This window comes from Arthrobacter sp. 01T419 (assembly GCF_056398865.1).
In genome coordinates this window covers 194971-217621 of sequence record NZ_JBFTQF010000001.1, presented here as the reverse complement: position 1 = coordinate 217621, position 22651 = coordinate 194971, and the positions used below count along the sequence as shown (strand labels likewise).

Genomic DNA, 22651 nt, shown 5'->3' with positions numbered 1-22651 from the left:
CAGACCATCGGAACCAGAGAGAGCTGCAAAACCCATGACCAGCCTGACTACACGCGCGACCTCATTCAAGACCGCCGCGCAAATCGCCACGCTCGAAACCGTGCGTGCCTTCCTATATAAGGAGGCCCGCCTGCTGGACGACCGCCAGTTCGATGAGTGGCTGCAGTGCTACCACCCGGACTCCGAGTTCTGGATGCCGGCCTGGGACGTCGACGACCGCCTCACCGCGGATCCCCAGAACGAAATTTCGCTCATCTACTACGACAACCGTGGCGGAATTGAAGACCGCGTCTTCCGCATCAAGACCGACCGCTCGTCGGCAACATCGCTGCCGGAACCGCGGACCGGGCACAACATCACCGATATCGAAATCATGGAACACGATGGCGACCAGGTGAAGGTCCGCTTCAACTGGTTCACCCTGTACTTCCGTTACAACACCACGGATACGTACTTCGGCACGAGCTTCTATACGATCGATCTTTCCGCCGCTGAGCCGGTGATCCTCAAGAAGAAGGTCGTCCTGAAGAACGACTACATCCACCACGTGGTGGATGTCTACATGATCTGACGGTCCACGCCGTCGGCGGTTTCTCGCCAGAGGCCACGGTCTAAGCGTCCTGCGGACATCACCTCATACGAGAAAACAGCACTAACTTTCAGGGGTCGTGAAGACGCGATTCCCCGCCAGGAGGAAATCATGGGCCATCAGGTAGCCCTCAGCTTCGAGGACGGCGTCACCAAGGTCATCAAGGTCGGCGACTACGAGACCGTCATGGACGCAGCGTACAAAGCGCGCATCAACATCCCGTCGGACTGCCGTGACGGTGCTTGCGGCACCTGCAAGGCCTTCTGCGACTCCGGCTCCTTCGACCCCGGAGACTACATCGACGACGCAATGACCGAAGAGGAGCTCGAAAAGGGCTACCTGCTGACCTGCCAGGCCGTCCCGGAATCGGACCTCACCCTCCAAATCCCGGCAACGTCAGAGTCCGCGAAGACCTCCGCGACCACGTTCACATCCACCCTCATTGAGCTCGACAAACACTCGGAGTCCACGATTTCCTTTGCCCTGGATGTCCAGAACCGGGAGGCCCTGGGGTTCCTGCCCGGCCAGTATGTCAACATCAAGGTTCCGGGCACTGATGCCGAGCGTTCGTACTCCTTCAGTAACGGACCCGAGGTTGAGAAAGCATCCTTCATGGTGCGCATTACTCCGCAAGGCGCAATGTCGGAGTACCTCCGTGACCGGGCCGCCGTTGGCGACACCATTGAGTTCACCGGCCCCTATGGCTCGTTCTTCCTCCGGGACCCCAAGCGTCCCCTGCTGCTGCTTGCAGGCGGAACCGGACTGGCACCGCTGCTGGCAATCCTGGAGAAGCTCTCCCAGAACCCGCCGTCCACCCCGATCCACCTGATCTACGGTGTCTCCCGGGAAGCCGACATCGTAGGGCTCCACTGGCTGCGCGCCTACGAAGCCAAACTGCCGGACTTCACCTGGGACTACATCGCCTCCGAGCCGGGCACGTCCGCCCCGCACACCGGCTACGTCACCCAGATCATCCAGCCCGCACATCTCAACAACGGTGACGTCGATGTCTATCTCTGCGGCCCGCCACCCATGGTGAACGCGGTCTCCAAGTGGCTGGACCGCGAAAACATCCACGCTGCCAACTTCTACTTCGAGCGCTTCGCTCCGAAGGAGAGCACCGGAGGCGACGCCGAGACCGGCGCCCCCGCTCCCACCGAGAAGATTGAGGCCGGAGGCGATAGCATCACCCGGTCAGAGGCGGTCTCGTCGCTTGAGACTGGTAGGCTGAATTTCCGCAAGGAAGACAGCTTCGCACAGCTCGATGCCCGTATGGGCCTTGAGCTCGCCGTCAGCGAACTGCTGCTGGGCCGCCTCAGCGAGGAACAGCTGCGCCAGTTCCGGCGCCTTGCCGAGGCAACCACGCGCTCCGTCAACGCAGGGACCGTCCAGGACCCGGAGGAGTTTGCGCGGACGAACGAAGAATTCCACGAATACCTCTTCATGGTCTGTGACAACCCGACACTGCTCGAGTCCTACCGGAGGCTCGACGTCCATGCCCAGATGGCTGCGACATTCGAAACCGGAACCCGGATCTTCGAGCGGGTCACGAAGGACCACCTTGACATCGTAGACGCCTTCGAACGCGAAGATAAGGCCCGGGTCCGCGAACTCGTTACGGGCCACGCTCAGGCAGCCAAGGAATCTATGGCCCGAGCAATCGACGCCAAGACGGTGGCCCCCTGATGGCGCTGCCGTACGCGGGCCAGTTCGTCACGCCCAGCCGGTTTGCCGGCAAGATTGCCGTGGTGACGGGCTCAGCCCAGGGCATCGGACAGAAGGTGGCCCAACGCATTGCAGCAGAGGGCGGCACAGTCGTTCTAGTGGACAGGGCCGAGCTCGTCCATAAAGTGGCACAGGAAATCGACGGTACCGCACAAGCTTCCGGATCCGGCGGCTCCGCCGCGTCCGTGACTGCCGACCTCGAAACGTTCGCGGGCGCTCAGCAGGCCGTCGAGGCGGCGCTTGCCGCCCACGGCAGGGTCGATGTGCTGGTCAATAACGTGGGGGGCACCATCTGGGCGCGTCCTTACGAGGAATACGACGAGGACAAGATCGAGAAGGAGATCCGCCGCTCGCTCTTTCCCACTCTATGGACCTGCCGGGCGGTGCTACCGTCCATGCTGGGACAAGGCTCGGGCACTATCGTCAATGTCTCCTCGGTCGCTACCCGCGGAATGCACCGCGTCCCATATGCCGCGGCGAAGGGAGGCGTCAATGCTCTGACCCAGTCACTGGCGATGGAGGTCAGCGGACGCGGCGTGCGCGTGATCGCCACAGCCCCCGGAGGAACTGAAGCTCCGCCCCGGAAGGTAAAGCGGGGCCCCGACGCCGAATCCGCTACAGAGCAGGCCTGGTACAAGATCATCGTGGACCAGACCGTGGAATCCTCCTTCATGAAGCGGTACGGCACGCTGGATGAACAGGCCGCACCGATTGTCTTCATGGCATCCGACGAGGCTTCTTATGTAACCGGAAGCATCCTCCCGGTGGCCGGCGGAGACCTCGGTTGAGTCGACTGTGACCCGGAAGTCTAACAGGGATCATGCTGCCCTCAAGTAAGCTTGGCAGCATGATCTCCGGCTCCCAGCAAGGCAACGCGGAGGAGGATCTGACACTCCTGGGCCGGGGCGAGGTCTACCAAGAGCTGTTGGAGACACTGCGCGCGGTGCGCAAGGGTGCTGTGAGGACCGTCGTGCTCGGTGGTCTGCGGGGCTCCGGGAAAACCGTTGTCCTCGACCGCTTCCTGGAGTATTGCCGCTCGGCGGCCCGCGGCGTACGCGTGCTATCGGCAACCGGAGACGAGTGGGAGTCGCAGTTCCCGTTGGCTGGCTACTCCCAGCTGATGGCCACCCCGCCGTTGCGCACCGCTGCCGACAATGCGGCAGCGGCGGCCCCACCGTCGCCTGCTTGCCCGGACACTCCCAGCCCCGCTCGGGTAGCCAAGCATGCATCAACCTTCATGGCGCATCTCGAAGCGTTACATGCGCACGGCACCGTGGTCGTCGCCATCGATGACGTCCAGAACCTTGACCCAGACAGCCTGCATGTCCTCGTGTTCAGCATGCGGCGGCTGCGCGACAAACGCATCCTGTTTGTTGTCACTCTGGACCCCGCGCATTCCGAGTTTGTTCCGGCCGGCATCCTGGCGTTCTTCACAGGGCATCAGGTTTCCCGTCTCCGGCTGGAGCCACTGTCGCCCCAGGAGGTCCAGAACCTTGCACGGCATCGCTTTGGTATTGATTTGAGCGCGACGGCCGCCCACGGCATCGTTCAACATACGGGCGGATTGCCGCAACCTGTTGTTGAGCTTCTGGATGAGTTGCCCCCTGAAACCTGGCAGTCGTGGTTTTCGTCCTTGCCGCCGAGCTCCCGTGTCCGGGCCCAGGTACGAAGCCTTCTTAAGGGTGCATCCGCTGATCTGGTCGCCGTCGCCGAGGCCGCATCAGTGCTGAGGGGAAGCGCAGGAATTGCAGAGGTCTCCCACGTCAGCGGGGTCAAAGACGTAATGGATGCCCTGGACGACGGCCACAGAGCCGGACTGCTGGGCCTGTCGGTGGAACAGGCGCGCTCGGTGGTGACATTTTTCGAAGTGGGCACCGCGAAATCTGTCTACGAGCACATAGTGCCGAGCCGGCGAATAGAACTTCACCGCAGGGCTGCGGAGATCGTGCGGGTGGAGGGCGATCGTTTGGGTCACCGGGTGTCTGCGTGCCCGGGTGCCGATGAGGATCTGGCTGCCGAGCTGGAAGAGTATGCCCGCCAACAGGCGCTGGTCGGCGCTTGGCGCGATGCCTCGACTGCGCTGTTTTCCGCGTCTCGGCTTTCAAACGACATCCGTACCGGCAACGATCGGCTGCTCAGAGCGGTGGATGCGGTGGTGGGTGCAGGCAACATGGCGCAGGCGCAGATGTGGGCCGCTGCCGTTGACGCCATGTCCCCCTCGCCGTTGCGCTCCTCTGTTCTTGGATATCTTTCGACTGTGTCAGGGCAGAATCACAGCGCCCAGACCCAGTTGGAGATGGCGTGGCGGACCAGCAATCTTGAACGAGATCCGGCCGCAGCCGCGCAAGTGGCGCAACGCCTGGTGGTGCATGGAGTGGCCTCCTGGGATGGCCCCCTTATGACTCGCTGGGCTGAGCGTGCCATGTCTCTGACGAAACCTGGAACCCCGGCTTATATCGAATCGGAAGCTATTTACGGGCTGGGCCTCTACGCCCAGGGTCGGCTGTCCGAGGCGGAGGAGTCTTATCGAAAGGCTTTCGAGAACGCCTCAGAAAACGCCCAAAAGCAGCGCGTGCAGATAGGGGCCGGCTGGCTTGCCCTGCGCCTGGATGACGCTGAGACAGCGCAGGTTCATTTCGAAGCCGCTGCACCAACCGAATTCCGCGGCGGCTCGTTGCGGATCTCCTTGTGGGCGGAGGCCTGGTTGGCGCGGACCCACTTGGTACTCGGCAACTGGGACGCCGCTGCCGCGACTGTGGCCCGAGGTTCAGTTCGCCTCGAGGCCTCGAGGATGTCCTTGGTCCGCCCCTTGCTGTACTGGACTGCCGCTGAACTATGGTCAATGCGCGGCGATTGGGACCGGGCGAGATACTACGCTTCCCAGGCATCGGTGCAGCCGGGAACGTACCGAGCCATGCAGGTACCGGCCAGCCTGGCACGCGCCCGCTTCCATGAGGCAAGGGCGGACTATGATAGCGCCCTATCGGTGTTGCAGCCGCTGACGGAGCTGGACCCCTGGACGAAAAACCATGTCTCCTTCTGGCCGTGGCAGGACACATACGTCAATGCCCTTGTCATGACCGACCAGTTGGACAGGGCTGATTCATTTCTGACTGAGTTCGAGCAAGTGCGGCGAGAACGGGCGGTGCCGTCAGATTTGGCCCGCATGGCCTGGGCGCGGGGCCGCCTGGTGGCGGCGCAGGGTGACCCTGAGAGCGCCCGGGAACACTTCGAGACGGCCTTGGCGCACCTGCGTGGGTTGAACCGGCCGTACCTCCGTGCACGGGTGAGCTTCGCCTACGGGCAGAGTATGCGGCGAGCCGGAAAAAGACGTTTGGCATCGTCTGTGCTGCGTGTCGCAAGGGATCTGTACGATTCATTGGGTGCTGTGACGTATGTGGACCGGTGTGACCGCGAGCTGAAGGCAACGGGCCTTGACGCCGGGAATGTGCCGGATCCGTCTGACGCTGTCCTCGCTGCGGTCGCGCGGCCGCAGACCCAGCTCACGGCACAGGAGCAGGCAGTGGCTGAACTCGTCGCGGCCGGAGCGACCAACAAGGAAGCTGCCCGTAGCCTGTTCATTGCTGAGAAGACCGTGCAATATCACCTGACCCGCATCTACGGAAAGCTCGGAATCCGGTCCAGAAGTGAGCTGGCCGCAAGGTTCCGGGCACCGGAATGACCGCTGAACGTAAAGTTTGCTTCATTCCGCAGTGAGAGGGCGACGGTAAGGGCTCTCCCTCATTCCAACGGCTATCCGTTGCCCTGGCCATGGTCGGTAGACAGAGGCCGGGGACGGGACGTCGTGACGGCAACTACGGTATCGAGGAAGCTTTGGAAGAGCGCTGACCTGTCCTCGCTCCGCCATGCGACCGCCAGCTCCACGTCGGGAGCTTTCTCGATATCGCAATAGACGACGCCTTCCAGCTGCAGGGCGCGGATGCTGGCCGGCATGAGGGCAACTCCACCACCGGCTGCAACGTAGGAGAGCATCATGGTCGTCTCACTGAGCACCTGGGTGATGCGCGGTTGGAAACCTGCCTGACGGCAGATGCTCACCGTTGTCCGGTGCAACACCGAATCTGGCGGGTAGGCAATGAAGTCCTGGTCCTGCAGCTCGTGCATGGCCACCGGCCTGCCGACCGCCAACGCACTGAACGCCGGCAACGCGACAATTAGTGGCTCACGCGACAGAACACGAAAATCAATCCCAGGGGCAGCGATCGGCGGGCGCAGGAGCGCCACATCCAACGTGCCCTCGCGCAACCCGTTCTCCATGGCCGGAGTAAGCATTTCACCGTGCATTTGCAGCGAAAGCCCCGGCAGGGCCTGCTTGGCGCTTCGAACAATGGAGGGCATGACGCCGTACGTTGCCGAGCCCGAGAAGCCGACGCGGAGCACCCCCGCGGCGCCTTGCCCCACCTGGTAGACGTCTGCTCGGAGGGTCCCGACCGCGTTGACGATCTGCCGTCCCCTGTCCAGTAGTTCCTGGCCTGCCGCTGTGAGCTCGACCCGGCGCGTGGTCCGGTTCAGGAGGCGCACACCCAGCTGCTCCTCCAACTGACGGATTTGCTGGGAAAGGGGTGGCTGGGCCATGTGCAGCCGCTTCGCCGCACGCCCAAAGTGCCGTTCTTCAGCTACGGCGATGAAGTAGTTCAACTGGCGAATTTCCATGATCTCGGCCGTTCCCCTGTCCCACATGGCTGACCTCAGCGGCAAGTATTCCAATCAAAACACTGTAATGGGGCCGGATTAAGACAGCTGCAATACTTATCGGAACCGAATCCTCCTTGACCACGCGGAGATTTGGATGTTGCGGGCCTTGTTTCAGGGTCTCGCCCGGGAGCGCTGCCTGCGTCGTCATCTTTTCTGGTTTAGGGGGCGTTACGGCCGGCGCCTTGCGCAGGTTTCGATGATTTCCCCGCCCTCCGTTCGGCTTCTTCAAATTTCCGCTGATCCTGGGCAGAGGCCTCGTAACAACACGCGCGGCGTGGCGGTTCTTCCGGTGTGCTCTGACTGCGCTACGCCTGCTGAATAACCAGCCGCCAATTTTTGGTGCTCTTCGTGGAGTGTCGCCTCACGCCGCAGGACCGCTGCCCGCTCTTCGAATGGAGCTTCAGCACCATGCCATCTACGCTGCTTCGCGTAGCGCTTGCGGGCTTGGTCGATGTCGGTTGCGGAAGCGCAGCCGATCGTTCCCAGCGACTCCCCGTTTGCAGGTTCAAGAACGGTGTGATTAGTGGTCATTTCGAAATCACAAGCTCCCTCAAAGATCCTTGCCTGCCAAATGGAGGAGTCATGACTGATGCCTTGGCGGTGCCAGAACCATAAACGCTGATAGTGGACATGTCTGCACTTTGTAGATCGTTGTGGGTCTACGACTCGAACTGAGTGTGGATTTCGATAAGGGCCGGTTTCTGGCTTTCGAGGGCCTTGAGCAGTGCGGCGCGGAGAGCCTCCCGGGTACACACGGACTCCGCTGACACGCCGTAACCACTGGCGATCTGTGCGAAGTCCAAGCCAGGAACGTCGAGCCCGGGGGTTTCGCCCGTTCCCAACAGCTTGGAGAAGCCCCTCAGAGCGCCGTAGGTCCCGTTTTTCATGATGAGGAAAATGCAGGGGATATTGCACTGGGCTGCGGTCCACAGAGCCGTGATGCCGTAATTCGCAGAGCCATCACCAATGATGCCAATCACCTGCCGATCCTTATGCGCGAGTTGCGCTCCTACCGTGGCAGGGAGGCCAAAGCCAAGCCCGCCGGAGGCGGGGAAGAAGTAGCTGCCTTGGTGCTTCAGGTCCATTTGCTTCCAGAAAACATCGGACGTTGACGTGGATTCCTTGACGTAGACAGTGTCATCCGGCGCCGTAATCCTCAGTTCCTGGAAAACAACCTCTGGGTGGATGGCATCGAAAGTGCTTGCTGTAGGTGCGGCGAAGTCTGACAGTTCGGGCAACTGCTGCCTGCTGGTCTGCTCGACACTTTCAGACAAAGTTTGCAGCGTTCCCCGCACGGATGCCACGTACGAGTTGCCCATGGGTGCCCTGGCGGCCTCCTCTGCGTCACTTGTCACATGGAGGATACGGGTGCCGTCCTTGAGGTATGCGCCCGGGGCATACTGGTGGTACCGGAACACCGGTGCGCCGACGACAAGAACAAGGTCATGGTCGTGCAGTATTTCCGAGATACTATTGATAGCTGCCGGAAGGACCCCCCGGAAGCTACGGTGGCGTGTTGGGAACGGGCAGCGGGACGCCGACGGCGCGATCCATACCGGTGCTGCGAGCTTGTCGGCCAGCGTAACCGCGAAATCGTTGGCATAGTCTGCGTCAACTTCGGGCCCGAGGACGATCGCAGGGTTGGTGGCCGAGTTCAACTCTTCGACAATTTCTCGGGCTTGGTCCGCCCTAAGTGCTTGCGCCGAGACAGTGGTCCGTCCGGCAAGATGACGTGCTTCCGTGGGCGAGGTTTTGTCCCAGTCGTCATAAGGAATGGAGACGTACACCGGCCCCTTTGCCGGCAGCTGTGAAATATGGATCGCTTGGCTGATGGTCCGGGGTACGTCTTCTGCGCACAACGGCTCTGCGCTCCACTTCACAAGCGGCTGTGGCAGGGAGGGCGCGGCCATGTTGGCCAACATGGCCTCCAGCCCCACCATTGATCGGACTTGCTGGCCTGCTGTGATAACCAAGGGGGAGTGAGAATATACTGCATTGGTCAGTCCACCCATGGCATTGCCGGAGCCCGAGGCGGCGTGGAGGTTTACGAAGGCAGGATTGCCTGAGGCTTGCGCAAATCCGTCCGCCATGGCAATCACTGCACCTTCGTGCAGGCCAAGAATGTACTGAAAGTCGTCGGGGAAGTCCTGCAGGAACGGGAGCTCATTGGAGCCGGGGTTGCCGAAAACCGTGGTCATGTTGTTCTGGCGGAGGATCTCTATCGTTTCTGCTCGGATGGTTCGCGTCACCGATCGACTCATTTCTTAGTAGATGATATGTACCACTTTGTTAAAGGCTAGAAATCCCACCGCCATTTAGCCAATAGATATTTGCCGGTCCGCCATAGACTATATCTATGCAACCAGGAACGCCTTCCGAGAACTATGACCTGAACCTCATGCGGACATTCGTGCACATCTATGAGACAGGAAGTGTCAGTCGGGCGGCAGAACAGCTGTTCATCAGCCAACCTTCTGTCAGCTACGCCTTGGGCAAGCTCCGACGCATCTTCAGGGATGAACTTTTCCTCAGGGGATCGGACGGGTTGGCACCGACAAGTGTGGCGACAGCGATCTACCCCCAGTTGCGCCATTCCCTGGAGCTGATGAACGAGGCGGTGCATGGCGTTACGGTGTTCGAACCGAAAACCTCAAATCGTAACTTTAGGCTGTTGCTCACGGATATCGGAGAACTTGCACTGCTTCCGGCCGTTCTTGCACGGATTCAGGACCTGGCACCTTTTGTCTCCCTCGAGGTTCACCCTTTGGTATATGGGACGGTACGGGAGGACCTCACTCAAGGGAGGGCTGACGCGGCAATCTGTACGCCACGTATAGATGCACCCGGTCTGGTCCGGGATCAGCTTCTGGTGCAGCCCTATTGGGGCATTTGCTCGGTCTCGCATCCACGTATAGGAGCTGAACCAACTGTGGACGAATTCCTGGCGGAACGGCGGGTGATGGTCAGCGATCAGCTCGGCCACGAGCACATTCAGCAGCGGCTTCGGGAGCTCAACTACGACCAGATTCCGGCGGTCATGCTCCCCCACTTCTCCGCTATGCCTCACATCTTGGGTACCACGGACTATCTGGGCATCGTCCCGGAAGTAGTTGCGCAGATTTTCTCCGCAGAGGGCCAGGTGAAGATGTTTAAGTTGCCATTTTCGGTTGCCAAGGGAAATGTGGCCTTGTATACCTACCGTCGGCCCGGTCCCATACCCGCTCTAGAGTGGTTGCGCAAGATTATCCGTGACGCCCTTCAGGAGTCTTCCGGGGAGGGGTGATGCGGCAAGTGGGCGATGTTCGGCAGGGGCACGTTCTCCCAACAGTCCCTTCATGGTCATATGAGCGCCCAACGGCTATCTAGTCCGGTTAGACACTCGTGGACGATGTCCAGTCCAGGAGGACGATCGCGACACCAACCTTATCAACGACGGGGGACGCGCCGTATCAGCCCCGTCGGTAGTAACAGGGCCCATCAACTCTATGCAACGTCTCCCACTGCCGTGCTCCGCGGCGTCAGCGCGGAACCCCTCCTAATCACGACACTGTAATCCTCTGCCTCTACCGCATCTCCGCAGGCTCTAATGGTCGGGGAGGGGCACCGTGGATGTAAGAGGCAGCCGCCAGCTCCTACCCAACAGCAGTATGTCGGTGACCGTCGAAAAGCGAGGCATTGTGACGGCGGCGGAACTCAGCCGTCGATTTATTGTTCAGTCGACTGTGGAGCACGTCTAACCAGTGCTTGGCTCTGCCATCTGGAGCGCCTCATCACCAGTAAGTCTTCCCCATCCCGGATCCTACCAGGAAGGGAGGGAAGGCAGGGGCTCTCCAGCTTCGATCTTTTCCTCATTGCCCCGGGCTAACCATTCGAGTAGCCCAGTGCGGTCGGAGGAAACATGCAGGGTTCCGTCGCCGACCACCCACTGGTCGCGTTCCTCTGTCACCAGGGTCATGCCCGGTGCTCCCTTAGCGTTCAGCGCCCGCACAACAGCTTCGATGGCGTTAAGCACGGAATCGGGATCTGCTTCCTCTATCGTCCAGGCGGTATCAAGATCGTGGTGGTGAACGACAATTTCGGCAATCCTCAAGGCCACGATAGACGTCGCTGGTATCTGCTTGCCGTACAAGTGGACCTCTTCGACGACAAGATCACCTGTCAGCCTCTGGGCCTGCTCAGCGAAGTATTGTGCGAACTCAAGCACATGACCAAGCAGTTCCTTTCTTGGCAGGGCGGCTAGTTCGGAAATCTCCTGAGCGCGCGCCGCGGCCGAGACATAAGGCTGCTGCTCCTCGCCAGTGGTTGCCCAATCGATGAGTTTGACCAGGGCGCGCCCGTTCGAGGCGATATGGGCTATGACGCTAGCCCGGGTCCGTCCCCCACATAGGGAAGCAGCGGTCATTTCTTCGTCGGACAAAGACTCGACGGTGGCCATGAACGTCTCAGTCTCCCGACCGAGGCGGGACAGATCCGAGTGCAGTCGCGCAGGAATGATCATCTAGGCACCTTCTCCGTATATATGGCCCGTAAACGGTGATACGGGGAACACTGATTCGTGCCAAAACCGTACCGATTGAGACTATCGGGGCCCTCAGGCAGCCCTCGGCAGGAGGAATTGCCCTGCCATGGCACGAGCGGTGCGCCATGGCAGGGAGAGTGCAACACGTCTCAGAGTCGCTTGACGCCCACCGTGTGATCTGTGGTGAACTCAGCAATTGCCCAGTCGCCGTTGAACCGACCGAGACCGGAGTTGCCTTCGCCGCCAAATGGGACGTGGGATTCGTCGTGAACGGGCATTTCGTTGATGTGAGTCATCCCGGCCTTAATGCCTAGGGCGAACTGCACGCCTCGGTCGAGGTCCTGCGTGAAGACAGAGCTCGAAAGACCGAATTCACTGGCGTTGGCCAGTTCCAGGGCATGTGCCTCGTTGTCAGCCTTAATTACCCCCACCAAGGGTCCGAAGATCTCCTCACGCGCGATTTCCATGTCGGCGGTAACGTCAGCGAAGACGTGCGGGGGCACGACCCTGCCCTGGATCTGACCCTCGAGGACGGTACGCGCACCTTCTGCCTTTGCCCCAGCGATTTTAGCTTTCAGCCCCTCAAGCTGGCTGTCATTAATTACCGGTCCCACCAGAGTCTGGGTAAAGGCAGGGTCACCAGTGGGAACGCTTGAGGCGGCGGCGGTGAACCGGGCAAGGAACTCGTCGTAAAGGGGCGCCTCAACGATGATGCGGTTGACGGCCATGCAGATCTGTCCTTGGTGGAGGAACTTGCCCAGAACCGCCGCTTCCACTGCCGCAGCGAGATCTGCATCAGCGAGAACAACCAAGGGTGCGTTTCCACCCAACTCTAGGGCAACATGCTTCAGGTGCTTGCCACTTGCAGCGAGTTTTCCGACGTTCTGGCCGATAGGGGTGGAACCCGTAAAGGAAATAAGGCCCGGGACAGGATGCGTTACAAAATCCTCCCCGATCTCGGATCCTGCCCCGATAACGACATTCAGTACTCCGGCCGGCAGGCCAGCTTCTTCGAAGATTCTGGCGAGGATAAGCGCTCCTGTGACGGGGGTGTCACTGGCAGGCTTGATGACAACTGCATTGCCCAAGGCAAGGGCCGGGGCTGCTGAGCGTTCCGACAGGTGCAGCGGGAAGTTCCAAGGGCTGATGATTCCTACAACACCGATCGGGCGGCGGTAGACGCGCAGTTCTTTGCCAGGATTGTTGGATTCGACGATGCGGCCATGGACGCGCGTGGGAAATGAAGATGCTTCCAGCGTGATGCCGGCGGCCAGTGAAACCTCTACCTGCGCCTTCCCTACAGTGGACCCGGATTCCTTTACGATCCAGTCGACAATCTCATCCCGACGCTGCTCCATGATTTGCGCAGCCCGGAGAATAACCTGCCGGCGGGCGGAGGGCGGTTGTGCGGCCCATTCCTTCTGCGCCGCCTCGGCGGCGCGGTACGCCTCGTCAAGGTCTTGTTTGTTGGCCTGGCGAATCCTAGTTAGTACCGAGTCGTCGTAGGGGTTCGTGACGGTAAGAGTCTTCTCCGACCGACCGTCCCGCCATTCACCGGCGATGAACTGTTGGGAGACTGGCAGACCGGCAAAAGTTGCGGTGCTTTCGAGCGTGGGTATGGTCATCGGTTGTTACTCCTGTTAGGGGGTGGAAATCGCGCGACGTGCGGCTTGGCCGAGTTTCTAAGAAGACGTAACGCCACCGGATGAGGTTGAGCTCTAGGCAGCCGCCGGGATCGCCGCGGCTTCTTCTCTTTGGTCGCTCCAACATTGCAGATACAGCAGACGCCCTGTTGACTTTGTGCCGGCAAGGAGCTTTACCTTCATGTGTGGCGTCTCACAAGGGTATATACGAAGAGGCCGATAGGCCCAATAGATATTCCTTTCACCCCTATAGACCCCATCTATTCCTAAGGTAGGACTCCCTGAGTGCAGCCTCCTCCTAGCGCCAAGGGCGGGAACTGCTTGGACCCGGAAGGGTGACCGGCCGATCATAGAAGCGCACTCTTTCATGAGATAGATGCAAACCAATCTCTGCAGCGCCTTCTGCTCTGGAATCGAAAGTAGGAGTTCCTGCCGCCCACCATGTCGGCGTCTTCCTAAATCATGTAATCGTCTGAGCGGCCCTCTCCGGAGAGCATTTGAGCCTGCCGCAACTGATCGGTTACACGGCAGTGTCTCGCGGGATTACTTAACCAAAGCGGGCTCTCCAAGGCGCAGCTAATTGAACCTATCTGCTGCGAGCGGCATGCCTCAGACACAAATCATAAAGTCACCAAATCTCCTATTGACTTGAATCTGGCGTGGAGGAATACTGGCTGAACGCAACAAGCGATCGGGCAGGCCATGTGGGCTCCGATATATGAACGAGGAGGTTCGCCTTGCGGATTGTCAGGTACTTCAGCAATGGAGAAGAAGGCATTGGCAAGTTGGAGTCGAGCAGTTTGGTTCGCGTGTTGCCTTGGCGCAATCTGGACGAGCTCTACTCATCGGGCGATGTTGGCGCCACGCTCCGAGCTGTGAATACTGACGAACTGCCTCTAGTGAATCCGGAGAAGATCCTGGCGCCGATTGGCCAGAATACGCGAATCATCGGAACTGGCGGCAATTATGCCGACCACGCTGCCGAGGCAGCATCAAGACTCAAGGTCCGCGAACCCGTATTCATACCGTTCCTTACTTCTGCGGTGATTGGCCCTGAGGCATCGATCGAAATTCCTACTCCCGATACCTTCACTGATTACGAGGTGGAGTTCTCTGTTGTGATCGGGAAGACCGCTCGTCGCGTAGCAGCGGCAGATGGCATGGGTTACGTCCTTGGCTACACCATAGTGAATGACGTGAGTGCTCGCGATGTGATGGAGCGCGAAATGTTTCAAGTCATGCTGAGCAAGTCGCCCGATACCTTCCTTCCCGTGGGTCCCGCGATTGTGACAGTCGATGAGGTGCCCGATCCCTATAACCTCGACATCCGTACTGTTCTGAACGGCGAGACTCGGCAGCACTCCAATACAGGCAACATGACGGTGCGCATCCCTGAGCTACTTGAGGCGATTACGCGGTATGTCACGTTGCAGCCGGGTGACATCATCACCACCGGCACCCCTGGCGGCGTCGGATTTTTCCGCGATCCGCAGGAGAGCATGGAACCGGGGGACACCATCGAAGCGGTGGTGGAAACAGTCGGCAGGCTATCCAACTCCGTGGTCAAGGGTTGGTGAGATAGCGGGGTGGCGCCCCGACTCTTGCGCGCGCATGCTCACGCCATGTTTGAGTAACTATTCAAAGGAGAATTGTTATGCACCTAACCAAACCCCAAATTTTCGCCGCATCCGCAATGGTGTTGGCCGCGTCCCTGACAGGATGCTCCGAGCCGGCACCCGCTGGGGACTCAACCAAATCCTCTGCAAATGGAGGGCTCACCCAGATCGCTGTAAGCACCAGCCCGTCTGCGGGTAATACCTCCCTCTATTTGCCCATTAACGATGGTTCCTATGCGGCAGCAGGTATCGAGGTGACTCCGCAAGTACTGCAGAGCGGTGCTCAAGCTGTGCCATTGCTCCTGAATGGTCAGCTTCAGTTCGCAGCATCAGACCCGGTCTCAGCAATTGTGGCCATTTCCCAGGGCACTCCCCTCACCATCGTTGCGAACGGCAGTGTAGTGCCGCACGATGCCGCCGCCGATCCCAACAGCGCGATTGTCGCAAAAGATTCCGCGATCACCTCACCGGTCGACCTCAACGGTAAGACCGTCGCAGTCAATGCCTTGAACGCCTTCGCCCAGGTGGCTTACAAAGCAACGGTCGATCACGCTGGGGGCGATTCAGCTTCGATCAAGTGGATCGAGCTGCCCATCCCCGAGATGCAGACCAGCGTTGCCCGGGGCACAGTCGACGCGGCAATTACCACCGAACCATTTGTCACCAGGGCAAAGGCCTCGGATTCAGGTGTCCGCCCGGTTGATGGCGGAGCATTCGCGGCCGCGGCGGGTGGTCTCCCACAACTCGTGTACATCGCCTCGACCGAATACGTTGAAAAGAACCCAGAGACCGTGAAGGCCTTCGTTTCATCGATCAACGCGGCGGCAGGGAAACTCCAGGCAGATCCCAGACTCGTGCGCACAGTCGCAAAGACCTCAACCTCGGTGAAGCCTTCAGAGATCGAGCAGATGTTGGTGCCTGGGTTCGGTCCGCTAACGATGGACCAGGTTGACGAGTTGGAAACGATGATGGTGCGGTACGCGGTCATCAAGAAACCTGTTGATGATTTGTCCGACCACGTCTACCTGCCCAACTAGATGCAGTCGCAAAAGGAGGGGAGCAGCTTTGGTCCACCGGCCACACTCACCACTCGGGCCGCCTCATCGACTGCGGATGCACGGTCGTATCCCATTGGAACGAATCGCACGGCCAAGACGGGAGAGAACGTGCTCCATGACAAAAGAGTTGCCGCGGCCCAGTACCCGCTAGGGCGTCACAGGCTCAGCTACGGGCCGGGTTTGAAAACAATCTTGCGGCTGTGCTGTATCTTCGGCCTGCTCGTCCTGTGGCAGTTTGGCAGTCTCAACGGATTCATCCCAACCACGGCGATTGCTTCCCCTGCAGAGATTGGCAAAGCGCTCTCAGAGCTGGTCTTCACCCAGGCGTTCTGGGTGGCGATAGTCGCAACGCTCGGCACCTGGGCGGTGGGGCTCGGGATATCAACTGGCATCGCTCTTCCGCTCGGGGTTGCGTTTGGTATCTCGTCCCTCGCCTATCGAATGTTCCGCAACACGATTGATTTCCTCCGGGGGATCCCACCGGTCGCACTGATCCCGCTTGTGCTACTTCTCTTTGGAGCGACCCCGAAGATGGCGGTCGCATTGATCGTATTCGGATCGGTCTGGCCGATGCTAATCCAGACAATGTACGGCGTGCACCAGGTCGACCCGGTCAGCCGTGATGTGGTTCAGTCATACCGCCTCAAGCGCAGATGGGTTTTTGCCGCCCTGATCGTTCCGAGCGCAACGCCATTCATCGCGACTGGGTTCCGAATTGCGGCAACTATGAGTCTGCTCCTCACTATCGGCGCACAGATCATCGGTGGTGCTCCTGGAATCGGTCTCGAACTCGACATGGCCCAGCAGGGAGCCCGTATAGCCAACGTCTACGCGTACATAGCGGTCTGCGGTGTACTCGGGTTCTTGATCAACGTGGGATTGCTCGAAATCGAAAGGAGAGCATTGAAATGGCATCCATCGTATCGGTGACCCGTCCCAGGCAACAACTCAAGGCCGGACGACGTGCGAGAGGCTTTTTCGTCGAAGCCGTGGTACCCGTACTGCTCCTCGGAGGGTGGTGGATGCTCAGCGCAGGAAGCAAAGCGCCGTATTTTCCTCCTCTATCGAGGATTCTCGATGCATTTGTGCAGGTGTGGTTCTCTCCAATCCTGCTCACGGACGCATTGCCTACGCTACTCCGGCTCGCCGCGGGACTCGGGATTGCAACAGTCGTCGGGGTGAGCTTGGGCGTGATCCTTGGGCTAATGCCGGTGCTCAGCGAAATTGTCGCACCCGTCATGGAGTTCCTGCGCGCTGTGCCGGGAGTCGCACTGCTCCCTGCCGCGTTGCTGCTCTTCGGTATCGGACCGGCCATGCCGATCTCTCTCATCATTTACGGCACCGTTTGGCCAATACTCCTTAACACGATTGATGGTGTTCGGGGTATCGACCCCGCGGTGCGGGACGTTTCTGCGAGCTATCGCATCAAGTTCCGGGACAAACTCTTTTTGATCCTGCTTCCGGCTGCCAGCCCGCAAATTATCGCAGGTCTGCGTACAGCACTCGCAATCGGTGTCACAGTGATTGTGTTTGCCGAGATGATTGGATCCACGAACGGCATCGGGTTCCAGATCCTGCAGGCCCAGCGGAGCTTCGCCATCCCGAGCATGTGGGCAGGGATCGTGTTCCTCGGCTTGATCGGCTTTGCCCTGAACCTCCTGTTCTGGGGGTTCGAATCGGTAGTTTTGCGCTGGCACCGCGGCATGCGTGCCAGGAATCGATAGGAGAACGTGATATGAGTTCGATGCCATCTGCTGCCGCTGAGCACGGTTCCTGCGAGCCGCTTATTTCCATCCGAGGCCTAACAAAGACCTACCAGTCTGTCGAGGTAACGAAAGAGGTGCTCGGCGGTGTTGACATCGACGTCTACGCAGGTGACTTCCTGTGTATTGTTGGCCCCTCGGGTGCCGGCAAGACGACGTTACTGCGGTGCATCTCGGGACTTCTCGCGCCAACTTCGGGTGCTGTCTACTTCGAGGGCGAGATGGTAGACCGGCCGCCAGCTAAATTGGCCGTGGTGTTCCAGGACTACAGTCGCTCCCTGATGCCTTGGTTTTCCGTCCTCTCGAACATCATGCTGCCGCTGCGTTCTCAGGGCGTGCCGAAGGCGGAGCGTTTGGAGCGCGCGAAGCTCGCTCTGGCGGCAGTCGGATTGGCGGGAAATGAGTCTCGATTCCCCTGGCAGCTCTCCGGCGGAATGCAGCAGCGTGTCGCCATCGCCCGAGCCCTCGCTTACCAGCCCGACGCCCTCGTAATGGATGAGCCGTTCGCCGCAGTAGACGCCCAGACCCGTGCGGACCTGGAAAATCTGATGCTGCAGGTCCGTGAACAGTTCAACATGACCGTTCTTTTCGTGACTCACGATATTGACGAAGCGGTCTACCTCGGAGACGAGGTAGTCGTGCTGTCTGGGGCACCGGCACGAGTCCGAAGGTCGATTAAAGTCAGCCTGGGTCGTGACCGAGACCAAATAGCAACGAAGTCACTACCGGAATTCGTCGAAAGGAGAGCCGAGGTCATGCAGCTGATTCAGGAAGCGAAGCACGCACAGCCGGTCTAAGTGAAAACTTCGCCGGCTGCCCAGACGAGCAGAATGAAGGACAGCAACATGGTGGTATATCAATGTGACGTTGTAGTGGTGGGCTCGGGAGTGGCCGGTCTCGCCGCTGGTCTCGAGGCCGCCGAAAGGGGTGCCAACGTCATCGTGCTCGAGGGCGAAGAAAAAATCGGCGGTGCCTCGGCGATGAGCGGGGCAGGCTGCTGCATCGTGGGCACACCGGAGCAAGCGGCCGCCCATATCGAGGACTCAGTCGCGATCGCATTGCGTGATTGGGAAACCTTCGGCGGCCCGACAGCTGATCTTACGTGGGCGCGTGACTACCTAGAGCACAGCAGGGTCGACGTGTATGACTGGTGCGTGCGTCTGGGCATCACTTGGGGGCCCCCAACTCGGCAAGAGGGCAACTCGGTCGCGCGTTGGCACGCCCCCGACCAGTACGGCGTGGGCATCGTCGAGTCAGTTGCGGAGGAGCTTCGAGCATCCGGCGGTCGAATACTGACGGGATCGTCCGCGACTGAGCTGCTGTTCGAATCTGGCGCTGTATCAGGCATTGTGGCTGAGAGTAATCAAGGACGCATGAAAATCCGAGCGGGTGCTACGGTCATCGCGAGCGGGGGCTTCGTGAACAATCGCGCGATGCTGATGCGGGTGAGCGAACGGCTCAGAGCCATGCCAGGTCTGCTGCTGGGCGGGTCCCATACCGCACGCGGGTCAGGGCACGAGATGCTTGAGCGGGTCGGTGCAGGGATGACCAATCTTGACCATGTCTGGGTGTATCCAGTCGGTACACCAGATCCACAGGACGCGGCTGGGGAGCGGGGAATCGGGGTGCGCAACATTGCCACGGAATTGTGGTTCAACCTGGAAGGCAGGCGCTTCCACGATGAGTCGCTTAGAGGTGGAAAGTCGGGCACCGACGCCCTGCTGGAGCAGCCCGAGCAGAGCTGCTGGGCAGTGTTCGATAGATCAGAGGCGAGCACGGTGCTGCTAATTGACAACGAGTATTATGCCTCGCCTGCGGGCCCACTCCCTGGCCCGATGGAGGAGTTCTGGGCCGAATCACCGTATGCGGTTCTAGCTGGGACCGTCGAGGAGCTGGCTGAGCTGACCGGTCTACCGGAGAGGAGTCTGCGGGAAGACCTCGAATCATTCAATTCTGATGTGCGCGCCGGGCGAGCCTCTGACACTTTGACCGGTCGTGCGCTGCACGGCCTGGGGGAAGTTGGGCGGAACGGGTTCGCTGCGATTCGAATGTGGCCTATGGCGCAAAAGAATTTCGGCGGCGTCCGTACCGATCTCGAATGCCGAGTGCTCACCCCGGAGGGCAGGGTGATCCCGGGGCTGTACGCTGCGGGCGAGGTCGCCGGAATGGCAGGTGGCGCTATAAACGGCAACGCCGGACTTGAAGGCACCATGTTCGGTCCGAGTCTGTATTCAGGCCGCATAGCCGGCCAATCCGTGGCCATTAGCTGAACATACTGAGCTTGCCTACGCCTCCCGCCTAGCCGAGGATCTCCGTCCGTGCAGTGACGGCTGGGGAAACTCACGACCAAAAAAGACACTAAGTAACAAGGAGACATGATGACAATTACAGCTTTGGATGATCAAATTGGGGACCGCGCCGAGACAGCGGACGTGGTGGAGTCCTGGCTTGGGGCCTTCAGCAAAAGCATGATCACTCGCGACGCAGGAGGGGTGGAGGAACTCTTTCTCACAGATGCTTGGTGGCGTGACCTGCTCACCCTGACGTGGGACTTTGGTACGGTGCATGGTACCTCAGAGATCGCTGGACTCATCTCCGACGTCGGGCGCACTGCGTACCTCAGCATCGGGATCGATCCCGATGCGGCGGCGCCTTCCCGCGAAACCACGGATCCCGAAGGCGAGTGCATCCTCGCCTTCGTTTTGTTAAGAACCACGGTAGGAACCGGACGCGGCGTGCTGCGACTAAGGCAAGACACCGACGGGCGTTGGAAGGCCTGGATACTCTTCACCACTCTTCAAGACATCACGGGGCATGAGCAGGCGCGCGGAGAGAGAAGGCCACTTCGCTCACCACTGAATTCCTCTGGCTCACGAGAAAACTGGCATGACCTGCGCCAGCGACAATTCAATTTCTCGGACACCGAACCAGAGGTACTAATCATCGGCGCGGGCCAGGGTGGTCTCATGACAGCTGCCCATCTTGGCTTCTGGGGAGTCGGAACTCTCGTAATCGATCGGAATGCAAAGGTTGGAGATAATTGGCGTAGCCGCTACCGTTCGCTGGTTCTTCACGATGCGATCTGGGCAGATCACCTGCCCGGTCTGGATTTTCCTGATTCTTGGCCGGTGTACTTGCCCAAGGACAAGCTCGGCGATTGGCTGGAATTTTACGCATCAGCGATGGAGCTGAATGTCTGGAGCGGAACCGAATTACTGGATTCGGAGTATGACGACGAAACCGGCAGCTGGCGGGTGCGGGTGCGGCGGGCTGATGGTTCCGAGCGCATTATTTCGCCCCGCCACGTCGTGTTTGCCACCGGAGTGCATGGAACTCCGAAAACGCCGAATATTCCCGGAATGAATGAGTATCGCGGAACGATCGTTCACTCAAGCGCGTATACAGGAGAGGAAGCTCCGGCCGGCACGCGCGCCCTGGTAGTCGGTGCGGGAAACAGCGCCCATGACGTCGCCCAAGATCTGCACAAACGTGGCTTCGAGGTGACGATGATCCAGCGATCGTCGACCTACGTAATTTCGCAGAAGACTAACTTTGAATTGACGATCGGAAGGCTCTACCACGAGGGTGGAATGCGAACGGAGGATGCCGACCTGCTGGGCTCCTCTATTCCGTTCCACCTCTCGCTGCAGCGTGCAGTCGCGCAGACAGCAAAAGCGGCGGAGATGGATCGGGAGATGCTCGACGGTCTCACGCATGCAGGCTATCGATATGACCTAGGAGTCGACGGTGCCGGCGCCATTTCGAAAATTCTTAATGGGCCGGGCGGATATTACATTGATGTAGGTTGTGCCGAGCTGATCGCCGATGGCAAGATCGCCATGACGCATTCCGGGGTGGGCCGCTTCACCTCCGAGGGCGTCGTGTTCGAAGACGGAAAGTCTGGCAGTTTTGATCTCGTGGTGCTGGCGACTGGATATACGACCATGCTCGACACGGCGCGAAAGGTACTGGGCAACGAGGCCGCAGACCGCTGTAAGAAAGTCTGGGGTCTGGACGAGAACGGCGAGATCAGTGGAATCTGGCGTCCGAGTGGCCATCCAGGCCTCTGGTTCATGGGCGGGCCACTGTACCTGGGCAGGTTCTACTCTCGTTTTCTCGCCTTGCAGCTCCACGCGAGTGCGTTGGAGCTTGAGTAAGCAAGAAGGGCAGCAAGGGGGGCCCTGCAGCCACCGCGGAAGGCTGTGGGGCCCCTAAGCGCTGGGCGTGGTGGGGCGATCTCAGCACGTTGGCTGGGCACGCGGTGGGTCGCTAGTTTGGAACTACGCGCGCGTCGTCCAAGCCAGGCAGCCCCATCAGTCGAGCCCGAATTCCCTCGTGGAAGAGCTTCACAGCCCTTGCAATGCGGCTTTGATCGCGCGAAGAGAGCGCCTCCGCGACTTCAAGGCGAAGCGGCAAGCTGTCGGCGGCCCACGCATGCCAGTAAGTGCTCGACTGATCGGGATGAAAGCTATTCTCCAAATCGACTAGCACCCGGGTCAGGAAGCTGCACAGCGCGTCGAGCAGCGGCTGATGTGCAGCCGCGACAAAGCTGTCGAGGAAATCGTAAAAACTGTCTGAAATCTTTGTGGTGCTAGCGTGGGAGGCGGTTCCCCTGGCCACTGTGATCAGCCGCGAAAGCTCTTCATCTGTCGCCGCAGTGCACGCCAAATCGCCCGCGTGGAGGTGGAGTACGCCAAGCAGATCAAGCAGCTCGCGCGCACCAACTTTCTCCCACTGCACCAGTACAGCAAGGGAATTGTCGAGAATGCCGCGAGATGATTCGGCAACGTAAGTTCCACTGCCGTGTCTGACCTCGAGGAGCCCCATCGAGGTCAGTACTCGGACGGCCTCGCGCACGGTCGGGGAGCTGACGTTAAAGTGGGCAGCGAGGTCCCGCTCGTTGGGCAGTCGCCCACCCCGCTTGAGGTCACCGTTCGCAACCAGGCGCTGCAGTTCGTCGACGATCTGATCAGCGGCACGTGGGCGCGACTGAGCATTGCCAACAGTGGTGGGGGGCATGGG

The 22651-nt window shown here is 60.0% G+C and carries 17 protein-coding genes; 12 read left to right on the top strand and 5 right to left on the bottom strand.

Annotated features, from left to right (window positions below):
* The first annotated feature begins 34 nt into the window (after positions 1-34).
* The 4 genes from benB to AC1DLO_RS00985 all read left to right on the top strand — a co-directional run bounded on the left by benB (position 35) and on the right by AC1DLO_RS00985 (position 5996).
* On the top strand, positions 35-571 hold the full coding sequence (benB, locus tag AC1DLO_RS01000) for a benzoate 1,2-dioxygenase small subunit (protein WP_476888469.1): 537 nt from the start codon (positions 35-37) through the stop codon (positions 569-571).
* A gap of 129 nt (positions 572-700) precedes the next feature.
* The gene (gene benC, locus AC1DLO_RS00995) at positions 701-2275 is read left to right on the top strand and encodes a benzoate 1,2-dioxygenase electron transfer component BenC (RefSeq protein WP_476888468.1); all 1575 of its coding nucleotides are present in this window, start codon (positions 701-703) and stop codon (positions 2273-2275) included.
* Positions 2275-3102, top strand: coding sequence for a 1,6-dihydroxycyclohexa-2,4-diene-1-carboxylate dehydrogenase (locus AC1DLO_RS00990; RefSeq protein WP_476888467.1), 828 nt, complete (start codon positions 2275-2277; stop codon positions 3100-3102). Before benC ends, AC1DLO_RS00990 begins: the two co-directional genes overlap by 1 nt.
* 32 nt (positions 3103-3134) lie before the next feature.
* Positions 3135-5996: an AAA family ATPase gene (locus tag AC1DLO_RS00985; RefSeq protein WP_476914381.1), complete on the top strand. Its 2862-nt coding sequence runs from the start codon at positions 3135-3137 to the stop codon at positions 5994-5996.
* A gap of 71 nt (positions 5997-6067) precedes the next feature.
* On the opposite strand, the gene AC1DLO_RS00980 is transcribed toward AC1DLO_RS00985, so the two are convergent.
* Together AC1DLO_RS00980 and mdlC are read right to left on the bottom strand one after the other, a co-directional pair.
* Entirely contained in the window at positions 6068-6988 is a 921-nt protein-coding gene (locus AC1DLO_RS00980) for a LysR substrate-binding domain-containing protein (protein WP_476888759.1), read from the bottom strand.
* Positions 6989-7689: 701 nt separating this feature from the next.
* Positions 7690-9279, bottom strand: coding sequence for a benzoylformate decarboxylase (gene mdlC, locus AC1DLO_RS00975; protein ID WP_476888465.1), 1590 nt, complete (start codon positions 9277-9279; stop codon positions 7690-7692).
* A gap of 107 nt (positions 9280-9386) precedes the next feature.
* On the opposite strand from mdlC, the gene AC1DLO_RS00970 reads away from it, so the two are divergent.
* A complete protein-coding gene (locus AC1DLO_RS00970; RefSeq protein ID WP_476888464.1) occupies positions 9387-10313 on the top strand; it encodes a LysR family transcriptional regulator in 927 nt (308 codons plus the stop codon).
* A gap of 516 nt (positions 10314-10829) precedes the next feature.
* On the opposite strand, the gene AC1DLO_RS00965 is transcribed toward AC1DLO_RS00970, so the two are convergent.
* Together AC1DLO_RS00965 and AC1DLO_RS00960 are read right to left on the bottom strand one after the other, a co-directional pair.
* Positions 10830-11528: a maleylpyruvate isomerase family mycothiol-dependent enzyme gene (locus AC1DLO_RS00965; protein ID WP_476888463.1), complete on the bottom strand. Its 699-nt coding sequence runs from the start codon at positions 11526-11528 to the stop codon at positions 10830-10832.
* 170 nt (positions 11529-11698) lie between these two features.
* Positions 11699-13174: an aldehyde dehydrogenase family protein gene (locus AC1DLO_RS00960; protein ID WP_476888462.1), complete on the bottom strand. Its 1476-nt coding sequence runs from the start codon at positions 13172-13174 to the stop codon at positions 11699-11701.
* Positions 13175-13929: 755 nt separating this feature from the next.
* Here AC1DLO_RS00960 and AC1DLO_RS00955 point away from each other — a divergent pair.
* The 7 genes from AC1DLO_RS00955 (at position 13930) to AC1DLO_RS00925 (ending at position 21786) form a co-directional block, all read left to right on the top strand.
* Positions 13930-14769, top strand: coding sequence for a fumarylacetoacetate hydrolase family protein (locus AC1DLO_RS00955; RefSeq protein ID WP_476888461.1), 840 nt, complete (start codon positions 13930-13932; stop codon positions 14767-14769).
* Positions 14770-14846: 77 nt separating this feature from the next.
* On the top strand, positions 14847-15845 hold the full coding sequence (locus AC1DLO_RS00950) for an ABC transporter substrate-binding protein (protein WP_476914380.1): 999 nt from the start codon (positions 14847-14849) through the stop codon (positions 15843-15845).
* Between the two features lie 201 nt (positions 15846-16046).
* The gene (locus tag AC1DLO_RS00945) at positions 16047-16796 is read left to right on the top strand and encodes an ABC transporter permease (RefSeq protein WP_476888459.1); all 750 of its coding nucleotides are present in this window, start codon (positions 16047-16049) and stop codon (positions 16794-16796) included.
* The gene (locus tag AC1DLO_RS00940) at positions 16775-17590 is read left to right on the top strand and encodes an ABC transporter permease (protein WP_476888458.1); all 816 of its coding nucleotides are present in this window, start codon (positions 16775-16777) and stop codon (positions 17588-17590) included. The genes AC1DLO_RS00945 and AC1DLO_RS00940 overlap by 22 nt, the downstream gene beginning before the upstream one ends.
* Before the next feature lie 11 nt (positions 17591-17601).
* On the top strand, positions 17602-18426 hold the full coding sequence (locus AC1DLO_RS00935) for an ABC transporter ATP-binding protein (protein WP_476900704.1): 825 nt from the start codon (positions 17602-17604) through the stop codon (positions 18424-18426).
* A gap of 33 nt (positions 18427-18459) precedes the next feature.
* Positions 18460-19899 carry an FAD-dependent oxidoreductase gene (locus AC1DLO_RS00930; protein ID WP_476888456.1) on the top strand — a complete coding sequence of 480 codons (1440 nt, stop codon included), beginning with the start codon at positions 18460-18462 and terminating at the stop codon, positions 19897-19899.
* Between the two features lie 105 nt (positions 19900-20004).
* Positions 20005-21786 carry a flavin-containing monooxygenase gene (locus tag AC1DLO_RS00925; RefSeq protein ID WP_476914379.1) on the top strand — a complete coding sequence of 594 codons (1782 nt, stop codon included), beginning with the start codon at positions 20005-20007 and terminating at the stop codon, positions 21784-21786.
* A 112-nt stretch (positions 21787-21898) separates the two neighbouring features.
* Here the strand turns inward: AC1DLO_RS00925 and AC1DLO_RS00920 are convergent, their stop codons facing one another.
* Positions 21899-22648: a FadR/GntR family transcriptional regulator gene (locus AC1DLO_RS00920; RefSeq protein ID WP_476888454.1), complete on the bottom strand. Its 750-nt coding sequence runs from the start codon at positions 22646-22648 to the stop codon at positions 21899-21901.
* Positions 22649-22651: the final 3 nt, after the last annotated feature.